Below are 17,750 nucleotides of genomic sequence, written 5' to 3' on the forward strand. Positions count from 1 at the left end.
TTATCTAGCGAGAGATATATGAAAGAAGGGGAAAGCAATTGTTGTTTTCCCCTTCTCTCGTTTTCTATCATCACTATTCTTTAACAGCCACTACCTACAAAATTCCTAAACCGTTCCAGTCCCTTTATCAGCGAGGAACGTGGACAAGCGATATTCCAACGCATGAAACCTTCGCCTTCTGCTCCATACATCGTTCCGGCATTGAGCCATAGCTTCGCTTTCTCGATCAGCAAGTGCTCCAATTCTTCCGATGATTTACCTAACTTACGGCAATCCATCCATACGAGATAAGTGCCTTCCAACAAGGTTATCGGGAAGTCCGGCAGATATTTCCCGCAAAAATCTTTCATGTATAAGTAATTCTGCCATAAATAATCGATCAGTTGCGACAGCCATTCCTCTCCCTCATTATAGGCCGCTATGGTAGCTATTACACCAAAAGGATTCACATCGCATACCTCGTTGATATTGATTGCCCGGTCTATCTTCCGACGTAGGTTCTCATCGGAACACACGATATTGGCGATCTGTAATCCAGCTATATTGAAAGCCTTGCTAGGTGACAGGCATGTCACGGAATGCCGTAGGAATTCTTCCGAGATAGATGCGAACGGCGTAAAAGTATATTCCGGAAATACGAGTTCGCAATGTATATCATCCGATACGACTGTTAAACCATTACGGATACATATCTCGCCGATATGACTTAATTCCTCACGTGTCCATACCCTTCCAGCGGGATTATGAGGATTACACAACAACATGACCTTTACCCTCGGATCAGCGGCTTTTCTCTCCAAATCCTCATAATCAATCGTGAATGTATCATGGGCATAAGACAAAGGGTTGCGGATAATCTCACATCCGTTATTGCGGATGGATGAGAAAAAACAGTTATAAACCGGAGTCTGCACCAGTACTTTATCACCCGGCTCGGTCAACACTTTGATAACGGCGGAAATAGCCGGAACAACACCGGAGGTATAAATCATCCATTCTTTCCGTATTTGCCATCCATGCCGACGTTCAAACCAACCTGTCACCGCTTCGTAATATGCATCCGGCACTTGGGTATAACCGAAAATACCATGTTCTACACGTTGCCGTAAAGCTTCGATAATAACGGGTGCCGTACGGAAATCCATATCGGCCACCCACATCGGTAGTACATCCGTGCCCACGGCACTATCCCATTTATAAGAGTTCGTACCGGTACGAGGCACTATTTCATCGAAGTTATATCTCATATTCTTTATGCGGAAAAGCAAGTACGTTCATTCCATAGCCTCAGTTGGCAATTACCCGGAGCCTTGATGTTCTCGTCGAGGATTACCTCACCATAACTTTCGGCGGTGATACTTCCCGTACGGGGATTCTTCACGCTACGGATCGAGCTGTTGATAGTCGCCTGCACGGAACTGTATTCAAAGGCTAGATCGCAATCATCTGCCATCGTACAGTTCTCCATCATAAGATCGTGGGCGTAACAAAGCGGCTGCGTACCCGAGATCTTGCAATTTACCAAACGCAGGTTCTTCGAGTGCCACCCCAAGTACTCGCCGTTAATCTCGGAATCGTATACGGTAACATTCTCCGTATTCCAGAAAGCGTCTTTCGAATTGATGACCGCATTACGGATTTCCACGTTCTTACAATACTGGAACGAGTAGTTTCCATTTTGAGCGTAGTTCCGGATTTTAATGTTCTCGCCGTGCATAAATAAATAATCAGCATGATCTATTTGCACATTTATCAATTCCACGTTCCGGCAATGCCAAAGGGTTTCTTGAGCATTGGGTAGTTGTACGTTTTCCAGTCTGATACCGTCCATCTCCCGAAACATCTTTGGGGCTTCCACCCGTGTATCCGTCATCACTAGATTTTGGGAGTACCATAACGCGGCACGTCCACCTTCGGTAAACAGGCTATTCTTGATGGTGAAGCCATCCACGTGCCAAAACGGATATTTACCCTCAAAACGACAGCCTACGGCTATGATATTGCTACACTCTTTCAATGCCGACTCCCCGGCATGAATAACGACATTGTCTAATTGTAAATCGTGAGAGGCGAACAAAGGGCGCTCACCACTAAATTCCATATTCTTTATCTGTTGCATAATGGATCTTATTTGAAGTTTTCTACAAAGAACCGTTCAATCTTATCGAAGGGAATGACATTCATCTGATCGTACAAATCCACATGATTCGCTCCGGGTATAATTAGCAATTCCTTGTTATCACCTTTCAGTTTCTTGAAAGCATCCTCGCTGAAGTAACGTGAATGCGCTTTCTCGCCATGAATAATCAATACGGCGCTACGAATCTCGTCACTATACGAGAGTATAGGCATATTGATGAAAGATAAAGCCGAGGTCTTGTTCCATCCGCCATTCGAGTTGAGCGAACGCTTGTGGTAACCACGCTTCGTCTTGTAATAAGCGTAGTAGTCTTTCAAGAATTGGGGCGCATCGTCGGGTAACGTATCGGGTAAGCCTCCCGCAAGGGCATATGAGTCGTACTTTGCGTCAGCGGTACGCTGTTCATTGAGTTGCTTGCGCAATTCATAACGTGCGTCGGTATCCATCGCATCAAAATAGCCATTAGCGTTCACACGGCTCATATCGTACATCGTAGAGGTAACGGTCGCTTTGATACGAGTATCGATAGCCGCCGCATTAAGAGCCATGCCTCCCCATCCGCAGATACCGAGGATACCGATATGTTCCGCATCCACATCATCACGTGTCGAAAGGAAATCGACGGCCGCACAGAAATCTTCCGTATTGATGTCGGGAGAAGCTACATAACGAGGCTCTCCGCCACTCTCGCCTGTATATGACGGATCGAAAGCGATCGTCAGAAATCCACGTTCCGCCAATTCCTGCGCATATAAACCCGAGGATTGTTCCTTCACGGCACCGAACGGACCGCTAATAGCGATAGCAGGCAATTTTCCATCCGCATGCTTGGGTTTGTACATATCGGCGGCAAGCGTAATGCCATAGCGATTACGAAAAGTAACTTTACTATGGCTCACCTTGTCACTCTGTGGGAATACTTTATCCCACTCCTTAGTTAGATTCAAATTCTTGTCCATTGTATGACCGGTATTAAATTGATTGTCTGTAGCGAACAGATTTCCCGTAGCGCAAAAGCATATGGCTATTGCCGTACATAATTCTCTTAATGACTTCTTCATGTCGTTCCTTGTTTATTTTTACGATGGCAAAGATAGAAGCTCAAATAGCATCCCTTTGTAGATAAATTACGGATGTCATGACCTCAATTACAGGTTTTGCGGAATCAGCCAGAAAACCTGTAAATACACATAATCCGTAACAATGGTTATATAATCCGTAATTAGGGTTATAACTATATATGAATTATCCTCTATTTTCGCATACAAAATTATTGATTAAATACGTACGGCTATGGATAAGATACTTAACTTAGATAGTGTAGACCTATATAACAAACTATATGGCCTCGAAACCCTAAATCCGCTTGTCAGTGTCATAGATTTGAATAAAGCGACGAGTAGTGTAGATCTCATCCGCTTCAATTACGGCATCTATGCGCTGTATCTAAAACTAGAGAAAGCCTGCGATATCAAATACGGACGCCAGACATACGATTACCAAGAAGGCACGATCGTTTGCTTCGCCCCCGGGCAAACAGCGGAAACAAACCCGACCACCGATAAAGTCCAAGTAAACGCACATGGTATTCTTTTTCATCCCGATTTACTGCGTGGAACGTCACTCGGAAAGAGTATCAAGAAATATACGTTCTTTTCTTACGAGGTAAACGAGGCGTTACACCTCTCGGAAGAAGAAAGATCTATCGTGATGGATTGCCTGAAGATTATCCGTATGGAACTGGAGCATGGCGTGGATAAACATAGTAAAACCTTACTTGTAAACCATATCGAACTGCTACTTAATTATTGTATGCGTTTTTATGAAAGGCAGTTCATCACCCGAGGCAAGACAAACCGGGATGTGCTGACACGTTTCGAAAATCTATTGGATGAGTATTTCGAAAGTGCACTCGCCGAACAGGACGGATTGCCTACGGTGAAATACTTTGCCGACAAGCTTTGTCTCTCATCGAACTATTTCGGTGACATGTTCAAGAAGGAAACCGGCAAATCACCGCAGGAATACATCCAAGAGAAAGTAATCGAGCTAGCCAAAGAACGTATCTCCGACACGGCGGACACAGTCAGCCAAATCGCATATTCCCTCGGTTTCCAATATCCGCAGCACTTCTGTCGGCTATTCAAGAAACGGGTAGGATACACGCCAAGTGAATACCGTGCGCAGATCGGTCTATCAACGAATCTATAGAAGGTGTTCAAGAAGATGTTAGATATTAAGACCGTATATGAATGTAACCGGTGCTTGGGATGCAAGACGCTGCACCCACAAGTAAGCCTCATCAATCTAGAGAGCCCGAACCTAGAGCAAGAGGCCGTAAAGTTCGAGTTCTATGCGATTCTCTTGATAGAAGACTGCCCGGACGGTTGTTATTGTTGCGGACGTAAGTATTACGATTATTCCAACGCTACGATGGTATTCCTTACTCCCGGTGAGATTTTCCGTATGAGCGAGAATAATACGTTACCCGACAAAGGGTACCTTTTAGCGTTCCATCCCGACCTATTGTTCCGCACGTCATTGGACAACCATATTAAGAACTATACCTTCTTCGCTTATAATAAGGAAGAGGCGCTACATCTCTCCCAACGTGAGACAGCCAAAGTTACGTGTTGTCTGGAAAACATCGAGGATGAGCTTCACCATGCCATCGATACACACAGTGGTACCATTCTATCCCGCCACATTGAATTATTATTGGATTATTGTACACGCTATTATGAGCGACAGTTCATTACCCGGGAGAATAAGAACAAGGCTATCTTGGAGAAATTGGAAAGGCTCCTCGACGAGTATATCATTTCCGGCAAATTAGAGAACGGCCAGCTACCCACCATCGAATATTGTACGGCAGAACTGAATCTTTCTGTCGCTTACTTCAACGACCTGTTAAGATTCGAGACCGGCAAAACGCTGGAGGAATATTTTCAGTTCAAACGGTTGAGTGTGGCTAAGACAATGCTACTGAAAAACGGTAATACTCCCGCTCTGGTAGCACGGCAACTAGGTTATCCGAACGTACAGTATTTCAGCCTTATATTTAAGAAGATCACAGGCATCGCCCCCAGTGAATATCCATATGCGCAAAACTAAGAAACGGAAGGAGGCCATCCCCCTTCTGTTTCTTAGAATAACATTATTTTCCTAGCTTCTTTTCCAGCATCTTCATAAAATATCCCCCGACAACCGAACGGGCTTGAAAACCTCGTTGCGTACCATCAGAAGTAAAATGCCAATCGCTTAGAGGAACACGTGAAGTCGTCTCGTTGGCATAGTTCCAGACCGGAATCATCAACGTATTAAAATCCTCCATCGATCCGGTCAAACAAGCGGACCATAAAATCCAGTCGGACTTCGTATAATCCTTCCGGTTATCCAACGGCAAACCGTATTTATTTTGCTTTGTCTTGTAATAAGCCATTTCCATAGCGGCAACCTCTTTTGGGAAGATATTCAAGCCCAGCAAGCGATCCCATACCAAGTTGTATTTCTGGCTCCAAGTACCCGGCTTATCGAAAGTCAAGCGGTAATGATCGCCATCATCTGCCATTTTTACCCACTTAGCGGCCATCTCACGGGCGGCTTCCGTATATTGCCTAGCGATATCCGTCTTGCCTAACATCTCCGCCAATTTCCCGTAGCCGGCAACTCCCATAATTGCCTTGATGGACAAATTCGTGTTATGGGCGAAATGCCCGGCGAAATCATCCGTACAAAGTTGGTTCTTCGGATCAAGGCCTTCCTTCAACAAGTAATTCGCCCATGTAGTCAAAACCTCCCAATGTTGGGCGGCATAATCGGCATTACCATCCACTACCGCTATGGCAGTCGCTAGCACAAGCATATTACCACTTTCTTCCACGGGCATATCGCCACCGTAGGTCTGACCGTTCGCAACCGGATATGTACCCACGTCGTGAGCCGGGAAAGGTTTCTTCCACAGTCCGCTCTCGCTATAATAGAAAATAGGGTTCATCATTCCTTTCAACAAATCCGTATTGTACACTAAGAATAAAGGAGCGGAAGGATACGTTATATCCACCGTTCCGATAGAACCGTTGCTGAAATTTTCTTTAGAGAGGAATAAGAGAGTCCCTTCTTTATCAGTCACCAATTTATGGGCGGCGATCGCCTGCCGGTATGCGATAGCGCATAACTCGGCGTACTTCTTCCCTCCTACGGCGCTCGTCTCGCTCATCAAAGAAGAATCAAAGGAATCGCAACGTCTCATCAGATCCTCGTAAGCAGCCTCCCCTTTCTCGAACGCCTGATGAATATCCACCTTTCCGTCGTGCTTCCAATAAGGCATCCGGTTGTCTTGGAAATACTGGATCGAATATAAATCATCGTAACCGATCATCAAATGTCCGGAGACGGTTTCCTTGGAGACCTTGCCGATCGGGTCCGTATAAGCGAGGACTGTCATTTGCTCACGCATATCCGAAGAGATACTTTGCGATCCAGCCGGTAAATTACCAGTAGTCATGAAAGCTTTCTTCGTAGCATAATACTCGTCGATCGTTGCGGAGACTCCCGGTTTCTTTGGGATAGCCAAATAGAAATATCCCCAGTCAATCCGTACATCATCCCCGGTTTTCGCCAGAACCTCTTGATCGATTGTTCCTGTCTTTAGGTAAATTAAATCAGGGGTTTCCGTTTTCTCAAAAGTCACCTCTTGATCGATCGTATTCACGGCCCATTGCGGCGTGGCTTCCATATATAATTGCACGTCGTGATCTTTACCGTCGATGGAGCGGACTTGATAGGTTATATAATTAAACGGAGAAGTCATAGCTTCCAGATCATTCAGCAAGAAGGGAGCCGTGAAAATCAAGTCCAGACTTACACCACCGCACTCAAAGGTGTAGAATGTTTGCGTAGGCATCACGTTCACGGATTTCTGGATCGCTTTCTCATCGAACGTATCTCCTCGTTTCACCTTCCGCATGATTCCCATATCCACATAAGCGCCTCCCCCATTGTTCCGGCAATGAGCGGCCAATACGTTACCCGTAGGTTTCAAGCTCTCCACCACCGCTTCCGGTATCTCTTTCAGCAAATCATAGTCCAGACCGTTCCCTGCCACGGCGATTTGCTTTCCATTTAGATACACCTCGATATTATCATCGTGCGAATATTGGAGGTAAAGAGCATCCTTGCGCACATCCGAGGGCCAGTCAAACGTACGACGTACCCAGATATCGCCTGCGGACCAATGCGTGGAACGATTCGGATTATCTTCCGTTCCGAAAGCGGCTTTTCCCCGCTTCCAACCTTTCGGATCATAAGCCTCGGCGAACCAATCACCGGCAGGCTGAGACATCGTATAATCGGCCTCCCATAGGCCATCCGAGGCCGTACCGATCACCGAGGTCACCTGTATATCGTCCATTCCCATGAAACGGTATGACTTACCATCTACTCGTATACCGCCTAGAAGCGGATAATCACGGCCGGTCCAATGCCGTACCGACTCATCATTCAATTGATCGGCAAACGACCATGCGCTTGTATAGGGATCGATCGTGACCAAAGGAACGGCCGGAGCACGTAAAGAGTTCTCTGCCGCCGCCGTATATACCTCGGAAACTTCCACTTGCGTACAACAAGATAAAGCCGTACAACAAGATAAAGCCAATAAATAGTTTCTCATCTGCTTACTTTACGGTTTTATGAATGGCCTCCAGCACGATCTTCTCCATGATCTTATAGCCTTCCAAGGTCGGATGCACACCATCTTTCGACAGGTTAGCGGGCAATCCGTTTCGCTCATCTTTCATGGCGGAATGATAATCCACGTACGTCAAGCCATTCTTATCCGCATACTCCTTGATCCACTTATTGAGCTGGATAACCTTATCGGCCGGCTTCATACCCGGTCTCCAAGGAAAATCGTATGCCGGCATCACGGAACAAAAAATCACCTTTATATTATTTACTTTCGCCAATTCCGCCATGGAGACCAAGTTACCATACACGTTCTCTAAAGCGATCACGCCGTTATTGTGGGCGATATCATTGATACCCGCCATGATTACCACTGCTTTCGGTTTCAAATTAATAACGTCTTGGCGAAAACGAACTAACATTTCCGAGGTTGTCTGTCCGCTGATCCCACGGTCTACGAAATTATTCTGGATAAAGAAGGTCGAATCCGCCGGCCACCATCCGTCTGTAATGGAGTTCCCCATAAATACCACGTTCGAAGGAACTTTCACGGTCTTGTTAGCCTCCGCGTAACGACCAAACTGAGCCCAATCCCCTTTCTCGGTCTGGGCAAATAACGTAGTGGTAGCCAATAAACAGCCCGCTACCAGTAAAGCTTGTCTCATGTTTTTCATATTACTTGATTATAAAATACAAACCAACGATCTTGTTTTCATCAAACAAAAGTAATCAAAATTGTCCACTCACCCATTCACACAAGAAAATATCTTATATTTGCTGTCATTGAAAAATAAAAACATCCGAATATGCTGAAAAAGATTCTTTCCAACACGATCGTACGGTTGATACTGGCCGTCTTGATCGGACTTCTGGTTGGGCTTGTCGTAAACGAGCCTGTGTTAAAAGCGGTCATGATCATAAAACAAATTACGGGACAGATTATTTTCTTCTTGGTTCCGTTGATCATTCTAGGATTCGTGGCACCATCCATCGCCCGCTTAAAAAGCAACGCATCCAAAGTCTTATTATTCGCTTTTAGTATCGCATACCTGTCATCGGTTGGCGCCGCTACCTTTGGCGCCGTTGTGGGTTACGAGTTAATACCGCATTTGCATATTCAAACCGCCTCGGAAGGTCTAAAAGACATCCCTCCCATGTTGTTTAATCTAGAGATTCCGCCAGTGATGAGCGTTATGTCGGCATTGGTATTGGCCGTGATGCTGGGACTTTCTACCGCATGGGTTAAATCCGAGGAGATGGAGAGGTTGCTGGAAGTATTCCAGAACATGGTACTTAAATTGGTAGAACGGGTCTTGATGCCGGTCCTGCCGCTTTTCATCGCAGCGAATTTCTGCGTTCTTAGTTATGAGGGGGCGATTACGAAGCAGTTGCCTATCTTTTTATCCGTCCTGTTGATTGTCATCATTTGCCATTACATCTGGTTGACCTTACTGTATGTAGTCGCATCGATTTACTCCCGGAAAAATAGCTGGGGCGTATTGAAATACTACGGACCCGCTTATTTGACAGCCTTAGGCACCATGTCGTCCGCCGCCACCTTGGGCACGGCCTTGACCTGCGCCAAGAAAAGCAAGATTTTGCGAGAGGAAGTAATCGACGTGACTGTCCCCCTGTTCGCGAACATCCATCTATGCGGCTCTATCTTGACGGAAGTGTTTTTCGTATTGACCGTCTCACAAATATTATATGGAAGTATGCCGGACTTCACGACGATGCTCGTATTTATCATCTTGCTTGGTTTCTTCGCAATCGGCGCTCCCGGCGTACCGGGCGGTACGGTGCTCGCCTCATTGGGCTTGATCATCGCTATTCTAGGTTTCGACGAGGCAGGAACGGCATTATTGCTTACGATATTCGCTTTGCAAGACAGCTTCGGTACGGCTTGCAACGTGACGGGAGATGGTGCCCTTACCTTAATCACGGATACGTTCGATCAAGGGCAAACGGAAAAGGCTTCCACGGCTTTATAAGAACAAACTTCCATGGTGTCTTTTTGTAGATATGGTTGATTCTTTAAGAGTCAACCATATCTACAAAAAGACATATCACTTCCTTTTCATTCGATACTCTATGGGTGACTCCCCGGTATGCTTCTTGAAATACCGTCCCAGATAGGATTGGCTGGGAAAGTTCAAGTGGTTCGTTATCTCCTGCACGGTCATTTCCGTGGTACGCAACAACACCTTTGTCTCCAATATGATATGCCGGTCTATAATGGTCTTCGCCGACTCGCCCGCCACTTGCCGGGTGATAGTGGAGAGATAACGGGGAGAGATACAAAGCTCGTTCGCATAGAAAGAGACCTCTTTCTGGTCGAGATAATGGGCATGGATGCAATTGATGAACTTATGGAACAACTCCTCCCCACGGTTGCACCCATTTTGCTGGCGGCTCGAAAAGGAGTACCTTGTCTTATCATACATATTAAGGAAGAAGCATTGCAACTGGTTTTTCACGATCATATCACGGTACACGTTATTCCGATCCATGTAAATCAGCCAAAACAGCCGGATGATCACATTTATGGTCTCCTCCTGATCGGCGGGATGCGTATAGCAAGGGCTATCCTTTATGAAGCGGAAAAAGGGCGGATCCAGCCGGAATACGGCCTCGTCGAACAAGACCTTCGAAAAGGATATATATTGTACCTTGAAATCCTCGCTACTCGCATTCAACGTCAGGATCGTATCCGGTATCAATACGATCACCGTGTTGCGCCGGATATCCCATCGGCTCAAATCGACGGATATATTCGCCGTTCCTTTATAGCAAAATAAGATCATGCCATATCCGCTCTTGTAAGGACGATCCAATAACTCCCTCAAATCGGAATCGCCTATTATGAACGACTCTCCTCTCTCTATCTCAAATGGATTCATATGTCTACTATTTTGCCCGCGAATATAAGAGATCATTAGCATATAACGGATCATTCCATCTCAAAATGAACAATCATCGCCTCATTGTGGAAACAATGGTTCGCCGATAAGCGAGTAGCTTTGCATCCGAAAATATAGGTATTAGTTAAGATGAAAAAGCAAAATCGATTGATGAAGACTGCGATCGCCTTATGGTGTATCGTAGCTGTTGGGTGTAAACAAAGCCCTGTAATCCAACAAAGTTCAGGGTATGCGACAATGACCGTATTCACTTCGGAGAAAACTTTATCCAATAATTACTCGGCGAGTATACGAGGAAAACAGGACATCGATATTTATCCGCAAGTATCCGGCTTTATTACAAAGCTCTGCGTAACGGAAGGCGAGAGTGTAAAAAAAGGACAAGTCTTATTTATTATTGATCAAGTTCCTTATCAAGCGGCCTTAAACACCGCCATTGCGAACGTAGAGGCCGCTAAGGCATCTGTAGCGACAGCGCAACTGACCTACGACAGTAAACAAGAATTGTATAAAAACAAAGTAGTTTCCGAGTTCGACCTAAAGACCGCCTACAACACTCTACTCTCGGCAAAAGCCCAATTAGCCCAAGCGGAGGCACAAGAGATAAACGCCCGTAACAACCTTTCTTACACGGAAGTGAAAAGCCCCTCGAACGGCGTCATCGGAACCCTGCCTTATCGTGTAGGCGCATTAGTAAGCGCAAACCTGCCCAAACCGCTCACCACGGTATCGGACAATTCCGAGATGTATGTGTATTTCTCCATGACCGAGAATCAGCTATTGGCCTTGACCCGTCAATACGGCTCGAAAGACAAAGCCTTGGAGAATATGCCCGAGATAGAGCTTCAACTGAACGATAAATCGCTTTATCCCCAAACGGGAAAGATCGAGACGATCAGCGGCATTATCGATCAAAACACCGGAACAGTCAGCTTGCGTGCCGCATTCCCGAACGAGGAGCAATTATTGAATAGCGGGGGCTCCGGGAATGTGATCATTCCGGTTACATACGATAACTGCGTCGTAATTCCCCAAGCCGCCACGTTCGAGATCCAAGACCGGGTATTTGTCTTCAAGGTAGTGGACGGCAAGACGCAATCCGCTCCTGTAGAAGTTACCCGTGTGAACGGAGGACAAGAGTATATCGTAAACGCCGGATTGAATAGCGGCGACGTGATCGTAGCCGAAGGCGTAGGCTTATTGCGTGAAGGAACACCGATTGAAGTAAAACAAAATTAAGAACAATGAAAGTTAGCACATTTATAGAACGCCCCGTACTCTCCGCCGTGATTTCCATCACGATTATGGTTGCGGGTATCATCGGGCTTTTCACCTTGCCCGTAGAACAATATCCGGATATCGCCCCTCCTACCGTTATGGTCAGTACGACTTACTTCGGGGCGAATGCCGAGACCATGCAGAAGAGTGTCGTAGCCCCTTTGGAAGAGGCGATCAACGGCGTGGAAGATATGACCTACATGACCTCCACGGCTACCAACTCCGGTACCGCCACGATCACGATCTATTTCCAACAAGGAACCGATCCGGACATGGCCGCCGTAAACGTACAGAACCGTGTATCGAAAGCGACCGGGCAATTGCCGGCCGAGGTTACCCAAGTAGGTGTCACGACTTCCAAGCGCCAGACCAGTATGTTACAGATCTTCTCGCTCTATAGCCCGGACGGTTCTTATGACGAGAACTTCCTCAGTAATTACATCAGCATCAACCTAAAACCAGAGATACTCCGTATCTCCGGAGTCGGCGAGTTGATGGTTATGGGCGGCGATTACTGTATGCGTATCTGGATGAAGCCCGACGTGATGGCCCAATACAAATTGATTCCCTCGGACGTGACCTCTGTGTTGGCCGAGCAAAATATTGAGTCCGCCACGGGTTCTTTAGGCGAGAACTCGGACGAGACGTATCAGTACACCATGAAATATAGCGGACGCCTGCTTACTCCGGAGGAATTCGGCGATATCGTGATCCGCTCCACCGAGGATGGAGAGGTATTGAAGCTAAAAGAGATAGCGGACATTGAGTTAGGAAAGGAGAGTTATGCCTATATCGGACAAACAAACGGTAAGCCGGGTATCTCCTGTATGGTTTTCCAGACAGCCGGATCGAATGCCACGGAGGTGAATAATAAGATCGACGCTTTTCTTGAGGAAGCCTCGAAAGACTTCCCGAAAGGTATCGAGGTCGTAAAATTGATGAGTACGAATGATTTCTTGTACGCCTCGATCCATGAGGTTGTAAAAACCTTGATAGAGGCCATTATCCTCGTTATCCTTGTGGTATATGTCTTCTTGCAGGATATCCGTTCTACGCTGATTCCGTTGGTAGCGATCGTAGTTTCCTTGATCGGTACGTTCGCCTTTATGACGGTCGCCGGATTTAGCATCAACTTGATCACTTTATTCGCTTTGGTATTGGTGATCGGTACGGTGGTGGACGATGCGATCGTTGTCGTCGAGGCAGTCCAAGCTCGGTTCGACGTTGGATATAAGTCCTCTTATATGGCTAGTATGGACGCGATGAAAGGATTAACATCCGCCATCGTCTCTACTTCATTGGTATTTATGGGCGTGTTTATCCCGGTATCGTTCATGAGCGGTACATCCGGTACATTCTATACGCAGTTCGGTTTGACGATGGCAGCGGCCGTAGGTATCTCTACCGTTAACGCGTTAACGTTAAGCCCGGCGCTTTGCGCTATCTTATTGAAGCCTTACATCAACGAGGACGGCACCCAAAAGAATAACTTCGCCGCCCGCTTCCGTAAGGCGTTCAACGCCGCATTCGATTCGGTCATCAAGAAATATAAGCACGGGGTGTTGTTCTTTATCAAGCGGAAATGGCTGGCTTGGTCTTTATTGGCATGCTCCATCGTATTACTTATCGTCTTGATGAACACGACAAAATCCAGCTTGGTACCCGATGAGGATCAAGGTACGGTCTTTGTCAACGTAAGTACGGCCTCCGGAAGCTCCTTGGCTACGACTAACAAGATCATGACGAATATCGAGCAACGGATCAACCAGATTCCACAGCTTCAATCTTATTCCAAGGTTTCCGGTTATGGTTTGCTGGCCGGACAAGGTAGCTCTTTCGGTATGTTCATCTTGAAACTAAAACATTGGGATGAGCGCCCGGACAAGGAAGATAACGTACAAGCCGTGATCGGACAGGTATATGGCCGTACGGCAGATATCAAGGACGCTACGATTTTCGCCATCGCCCCCGCCATGATCCCCGGATATGGTATGGGTAACGCATTGGAAATGCATACGCAAGACAAGGCCGGTGGAGACTTAACGACCTTCTTTAACACGACCCAGCAATATCTCGCAGCCTTGCGTGAACGGCCCGAGATCGCTACGGCTTACTCTACCTTCGATATCAAGTACCCGCAATGGCGCGTGGATGTGGACGCGGCGAAATGCAAACGGGCCGGAATCACTCCGGATGCTGTTCTATCAACCCTTTCCGGTTATTACGGAGGGCAATATGTGTCGAATATCAACCGCTTCTCGAAGGTGTATAAGGTGATGATACAGTCCGATCCTAAATATCGTCTGGATGAGACCTCCTTGAATAATACGTTCGTACGCATGTCGAACGGCGAGATGGCACCGCTTAGTCAGTTTATCACCTTGACCAAGGTATACGGTGCCGAATCTTTAGCCCGTTTCAATATGTATAATTCGATCGCCGTCAATGCCGTACCGGCCAATGGATATAGCTCCGGGGATGCTATCAAGGCGGTAAAAGAGACAGCGGCCACCTCACTCCCGAAAGGATACGGGTATGACTTCGGTAGTATCACCCGTGAGGAGAACCAGCAGAGTAATACGACCATTATCATCTTCGGTATCTGTATCTTGATGATTTATTTGATCCTAAGTGCCTTGTACGAGAGTTTCCTTGTTCCTTTCGCCGTGATTCTTTCCGTACCGATGGGTTTGATGGGTAGTTTCTTGTTCGCCAAGTTCATGGGATTGGAGAATAACATTTATCTGCAAACCGGTCTGATCATGTTGATCGGGTTGTTGGCGAAGACCGCCATCTTATTGACGGAGTACGCTACCCAGCGCCGCTTGTCCGGCATGAGCCTGACCTCGGCCGCTCTTAGCGCGGCGAAGGTTCGTCTGCGCCCGATCTTGATGACCGCTCTTACGATGATATTCGGTTTGCTGCCATTGATCGTTTCCAACGGCGTAGGCGCTAATGGAAACCGCTCGTTGGGAACCGGTGCCGTTGGCGGTATGTTGATCGGTACATTGGCTTTGTTATTTATCGTGCCTTGCTTATTCATCACGTTCCAATACCTGCAAGAGAAACTACGCCCGATCCAATTCGAGCGTTCCCTTGATTGGCAGGTGCAAGAAGAGGTAAAAGAGGCCGCCGAAGAAAGAAAAGAATATTTAGATAGCAAGAAATAACCTATCCGGTTGTATATATATTGTATATGAAGAATAACATCATACTCCTTGCCGTAGCGACGCTAGCGTTGAACAGCTGCGGCATTTACAAGAAATACGAGCCTGTCACCACCCTCCCGGAGAATCTATACCGGGAGGAGATAGCCCCGGCAGACACCTTCTCCATCGGGAATATCAGTTGGCGAGACCTGTTCACCGATCCGGCCTTGCAATCCTTGATCGAACGGGGATTAGCCAATAATACAGATCTGCGGATTGCCCATCTAAAGGTGCAAGAAGCCGAGGCGGCGTTAATGACCTCCCGCCTCTCCTACCTCCCGTCGCTCTCCCTAGATCCGCAGGGCACGACAAGTAGTTTCAATAAGGCAAAAGCGTCGTGGACATACAACGTCCCGGTATCGGCCAGTTGGGAGATCGATATCTTCGGCCGGCTGACAAACGCCAAACGACAAGCAAAAGCCGCCTTGTCGCAAAGCCAAGCGTATAGCCAAGCCGTACAAACACAACTGATCGCCAATATCGCCAACCTGTATTACACCTTATTGATGCTGGATCGGCAATACGAGATCACGACAGAAACCGCCGTGAAATGGCAAGAGAGCCTTCGTGCCACCCAAGCGTTAATGGCAGCCGGCATGACTACCGAGGCGGCCGTATCGCAAACCGAGGCTACTTGCTACTCCATCGAGACCTCTGTTAAGGATCTGGAACAGACCATCCGGGAGACCGAGAATACGCTTGCCGTCTTATTGGGAGAGACACCTCAGGATATTGAGCGAGGAAGGTTGGAAGACCAATCCTTAACCCCGGATCTGGCTATCGGTATCCCGCTACAGATACTCTCGAACCGTCCGGATGTACGTAGCGCCGAGTACGCATTGGCGCAAGCGTTCTACGGGACAGCCTCCGCACGCTCCAATTTTTATCCCTCGCTACGTCTTAGCGGCAGCGCGGGATGGACAAACAGCGCAGGTAGTTACATCGTAAATCCGGGTAAACTATTACTATCGGTGGTCGGCTCCCTCACGCAACCACTATTTAACAAAGGAGCGAATATCGCCCAATTGAAAATAGCGAAAGCGCAGCAAGAAGAGGCCAAGCTCACTTTCCAACAAACCGTGCTCAACGCCGGAAAAGAGGTGAACGACGCACTTACCCAAGCCCAGACCGCAAAGGGAAAGATCGACTTGCGTACACACCAAATCGAATCGCTTGAAGATGCCGTCCGTAGCACCCAATTGCTGATGACGCATGGAAACACCACTTATCTGGAAGTGCTCACGGCACAGCAAACCCTGCTCAGCGCCCAGCTCTCCCAAGTAACGGATCGTTTTGACGAGCTTCAAGCCACCGTAAACCTCTACCAAGCCTTAGGAGGAGGCAGACATTAAAGAGAGTCCTTTCAGACTTGTATATAATTATGATTGTAACCTCCTTTTGTGCGTGACGCATAGAAGGAGGTAAAAAAATACCCGGTTTATGGTATATGCCGTAAACAATCCATCCACTATCTTTGTCATATAAATAAAAGAATCCAGAAACAACAAAATTCATTTGTATATGGCAAGAATAGCAAGACAACTGACCGACCTTGTCGGCAACACTCCCCTGTTGGAGTTCTCTAATTTCAACGCGAGCAAGGGCCTTAAAGCCCAAGTAATCGGCAAGCTGGAATATTTCAACCCGGCTGGTAGCGTAAAAGACCGCATCGCCTTGGCGATGATCGAGGACGCCGAGGCTAAAGGCTTGTTGAGACCCGGCGCTACCATTATCGAACCGACCAGCGGTAATACCGGAGTCGGACTCGCTTTTGTCTCCGCCTCGAAAGGCTACAAATTAATCCTGACCATGCCGGATACCATGAGTGCCGAGCGTCGTAACTTATTGAAAGCGTTAGGTGCCCAGCTCGTCCTCACCCCCGGGGCGGAAGGCATGAAAGGAGCCATCGCCAAAGCGGAGGAACTGCGTGACGCGACTCCCGGTTCCATCATCCTACAACAATTCGAGAATCCCGCTAACCCGGCCATGCATATCCGCACGACCGCCGAGGAGATCTGGCGTGATACGGATGGTAAAGTAGACCTGTTTGTAGCCGGCGTAGGAACCGGAGGCACGGTCAGCGGTGTCGGTGCCGGATTGAAAGCTCACAACCCGAACGTACAAATCGTAGCGGTAGAGCCTAGCGATTCACCGGTACTTTCCGGAGGCAAGCCCGGCCCGCACAAGATACAGGGCATCGGAGCCGGCTTTATCCCCAAGACCTACAACGGGGAGGTAGTTGACAAGATCCTGCAAGTAACGAACGATGACGCTATCCGTACGAGCCGGGAACTGGCCGGGAAGGAAGGGTTGCTGGTAGGAATATCTTCCGGCGCCGCTGTATACGCCGCCGTGGAACTAGCTAAACTTCCGGAGAATGAGGGAAAAACGATCGTGGCGTTGCTTCCGGACACAGGAGAAAGGTATCTCTCCACGGTTCTATATGCTTTCGAGGAATATCCTCTATAGGCTTTTATCGGTTTATCTGATGTCATAGAATCTGAGTCGAAAACA

Annotated in this window: 13 protein-coding genes; 7 read left to right on the forward strand and 6 right to left on the reverse strand. The window is 47.4% G+C overall.

Features of this window, described 5'->3' with window-relative positions; translation table 11 throughout:
• Positions 1 to 80 precede the first annotated feature (80 nt).
• Genes DW033_RS00080 through DW033_RS00090 form a run of 3 tightly spaced genes read right to left on the reverse strand, consistent with a single transcriptional unit; the run spans position 81 to position 3,201 of the window.
• Positions 81 to 1,247 carry a MalY/PatB family protein gene (locus tag DW033_RS00080; protein ID WP_005862585.1) on the reverse strand — a complete coding sequence of 389 codons (1,167 nt, stop codon included), beginning with the start codon at positions 1,245 to 1,247 and terminating at the stop codon, positions 81 to 83.
• Positions 1,248 to 1,252: 5 nt separating this feature from the next.
• Positions 1,253 to 2,119 carry a DUF3737 family protein gene (locus DW033_RS00085; protein ID WP_005862587.1) on the reverse strand — a complete coding sequence of 289 codons (867 nt, stop codon included), beginning with the start codon at positions 2,117 to 2,119 and terminating at the stop codon, positions 1,253 to 1,255.
• Between the two features lie 8 nt (positions 2,120 to 2,127).
• Positions 2,128 to 3,201, reverse strand: a complete 1,074-nt coding sequence (locus tag DW033_RS00090; protein WP_048927258.1) for an alpha/beta hydrolase — start codon at positions 3,199 to 3,201, stop codon at positions 2,128 to 2,130.
• Between the two features lie 232 nt (positions 3,202 to 3,433).
• Between DW033_RS00090 and DW033_RS00095 the strand changes: the two genes are divergently transcribed.
• A complete protein-coding gene (locus DW033_RS00095; protein WP_036615856.1) occupies positions 3,434 to 4,351 on the forward strand; it encodes an AraC family transcriptional regulator in 918 nt (305 codons plus the stop codon).
• A 15-nt stretch (positions 4,352 to 4,366) separates the two neighbouring features.
• Positions 4,367 to 5,254 (forward strand): AraC family transcriptional regulator, encoded by an 888-nt coding sequence (locus DW033_RS00100; RefSeq protein ID WP_048927257.1) that lies wholly within the window; start codon positions 4,367 to 4,369, stop codon positions 5,252 to 5,254.
• 43 nt (positions 5,255 to 5,297) lie between these two features.
• On the opposite strand, the gene DW033_RS00105 is transcribed toward DW033_RS00100, so the two are convergent.
• Together DW033_RS00105 and DW033_RS00110 are read right to left on the reverse strand one after the other, a co-directional pair.
• Positions 5,298 to 7,814, reverse strand: a complete 2,517-nt coding sequence (locus DW033_RS00105) for a glutaminase domain-containing protein (protein ID WP_048927256.1) — start codon at positions 7,812 to 7,814, stop codon at positions 5,298 to 5,300.
• 4 nt (positions 7,815 to 7,818) lie between these two features.
• Positions 7,819 to 8,502 carry an SGNH/GDSL hydrolase family protein gene (locus DW033_RS00110; RefSeq protein ID WP_048927255.1) on the reverse strand — a complete coding sequence of 228 codons (684 nt, stop codon included), beginning with the start codon at positions 8,500 to 8,502 and terminating at the stop codon, positions 7,819 to 7,821.
• Positions 8,503 to 8,634: 132 nt separating this feature from the next.
• Between DW033_RS00110 and DW033_RS00115 the strand changes: the two genes are divergently transcribed.
• Positions 8,635 to 9,819: a dicarboxylate/amino acid:cation symporter gene (locus DW033_RS00115; protein ID WP_122297243.1), complete on the forward strand. Its 1,185-nt coding sequence runs from the start codon at positions 8,635 to 8,637 to the stop codon at positions 9,817 to 9,819.
• Between the two features lie 75 nt (positions 9,820 to 9,894).
• Here the strand turns inward: DW033_RS00115 and DW033_RS00120 are convergent, their stop codons facing one another.
• The gene (locus tag DW033_RS00120) at positions 9,895 to 10,728 is read right to left on the reverse strand and encodes a helix-turn-helix domain-containing protein (protein ID WP_005857181.1); all 834 of its coding nucleotides are present in this window, start codon (positions 10,726 to 10,728) and stop codon (positions 9,895 to 9,897) included.
• Positions 10,729 to 10,878: 150 nt separating this feature from the next.
• On the opposite strand from DW033_RS00120, the gene DW033_RS00125 reads away from it, so the two are divergent.
• The 4 genes from DW033_RS00125 (at position 10,879) to cysK (ending at position 17,705) form a co-directional block, all read left to right on the forward strand.
• Entirely contained in the window at positions 10,879 to 11,988 is a 1,110-nt protein-coding gene (locus DW033_RS00125; protein WP_008772235.1) for an efflux RND transporter periplasmic adaptor subunit, read from the forward strand.
• Between the two features lie 5 nt (positions 11,989 to 11,993).
• Positions 11,994 to 15,197 (forward strand): efflux RND transporter permease subunit, encoded by a 3,204-nt coding sequence (locus DW033_RS00130; protein ID WP_122382272.1) that lies wholly within the window; start codon positions 11,994 to 11,996, stop codon positions 15,195 to 15,197.
• 26 nt (positions 15,198 to 15,223) lie between these two features.
• Entirely contained in the window at positions 15,224 to 16,588 is a 1,365-nt protein-coding gene (locus tag DW033_RS00135) for an efflux transporter outer membrane subunit (protein ID WP_048927253.1), read from the forward strand.
• A 169-nt stretch (positions 16,589 to 16,757) separates the two neighbouring features.
• Complete coding sequence (gene cysK, locus DW033_RS00140; RefSeq protein ID WP_122382273.1) at positions 16,758 to 17,705, forward strand: cysteine synthase A; 948 nt, start codon at positions 16,758 to 16,760, stop codon at positions 17,703 to 17,705.
• Positions 17,706 to 17,750: the final 45 nt, after the last annotated feature.

The organism is Parabacteroides sp. AF39-10AC, assembly GCF_003635405.1.
Taxonomy (GTDB): domain Bacteria; phylum Bacteroidota; class Bacteroidia; order Bacteroidales; family Tannerellaceae; genus Parabacteroides; species Parabacteroides distasonis.

What these genes read in the sequence shown, in the direction of transcription:
- DW033_RS00080 (WP_005862585.1), bottom strand. Translation starts at nt 1,247, where the DNA reads ATGAGATATAACTTCGATGAAATAGTGCCTCGTACCGGTACGAACTCT.
- DW033_RS00085 (WP_005862587.1), bottom strand. Translation starts at nt 2,119, where the DNA reads ATGCAACAGATAAAGAATATGGAATTTAGTGGTGAGCGCCCTTTGTTC.
- DW033_RS00090 (WP_048927258.1), bottom strand. Translation starts at nt 3,201, where the DNA reads ATGAAGAAGTCATTAAGAGAATTATGTACGGCAATAGCCATATGCTTT.
- DW033_RS00095 (WP_036615856.1), top strand. Translation starts at nt 3,434, where the DNA reads ATGGATAAGATACTTAACTTAGATAGTGTAGACCTATATAACAAACTA.
- DW033_RS00100 (WP_048927257.1), top strand. Translation starts at nt 4,367, where the DNA reads ATGTTAGATATTAAGACCGTATATGAATGTAACCGGTGCTTGGGATGC.
- DW033_RS00105 (WP_048927256.1), bottom strand. Translation starts at nt 7,814, where the DNA reads ATGAGAAACTATTTATTGGCTTTATCTTGTTGTACGGCTTTATCTTGT.
- DW033_RS00110 (WP_048927255.1), bottom strand. Translation starts at nt 8,502, where the DNA reads ATGAAAAACATGAGACAAGCTTTACTGGTAGCGGGCTGTTTATTGGCT.
- DW033_RS00115 (WP_122297243.1), top strand. Translation starts at nt 8,635, where the DNA reads ATGCTGAAAAAGATTCTTTCCAACACGATCGTACGGTTGATACTGGCC.
- DW033_RS00120 (WP_005857181.1), bottom strand. Translation starts at nt 10,728, where the DNA reads ATGAATCCATTTGAGATAGAGAGAGGAGAGTCGTTCATAATAGGCGAT.
- DW033_RS00125 (WP_008772235.1), top strand. Translation starts at nt 10,879, where the DNA reads ATGAAAAAGCAAAATCGATTGATGAAGACTGCGATCGCCTTATGGTGT.
- DW033_RS00130 (WP_122382272.1), top strand. Translation starts at nt 11,994, where the DNA reads ATGAAAGTTAGCACATTTATAGAACGCCCCGTACTCTCCGCCGTGATT.
- DW033_RS00135 (WP_048927253.1), top strand. Translation starts at nt 15,224, where the DNA reads ATGAAGAATAACATCATACTCCTTGCCGTAGCGACGCTAGCGTTGAAC.
- cysK (WP_122382273.1), top strand. Translation starts at nt 16,758, where the DNA reads ATGGCAAGAATAGCAAGACAACTGACCGACCTTGTCGGCAACACTCCC.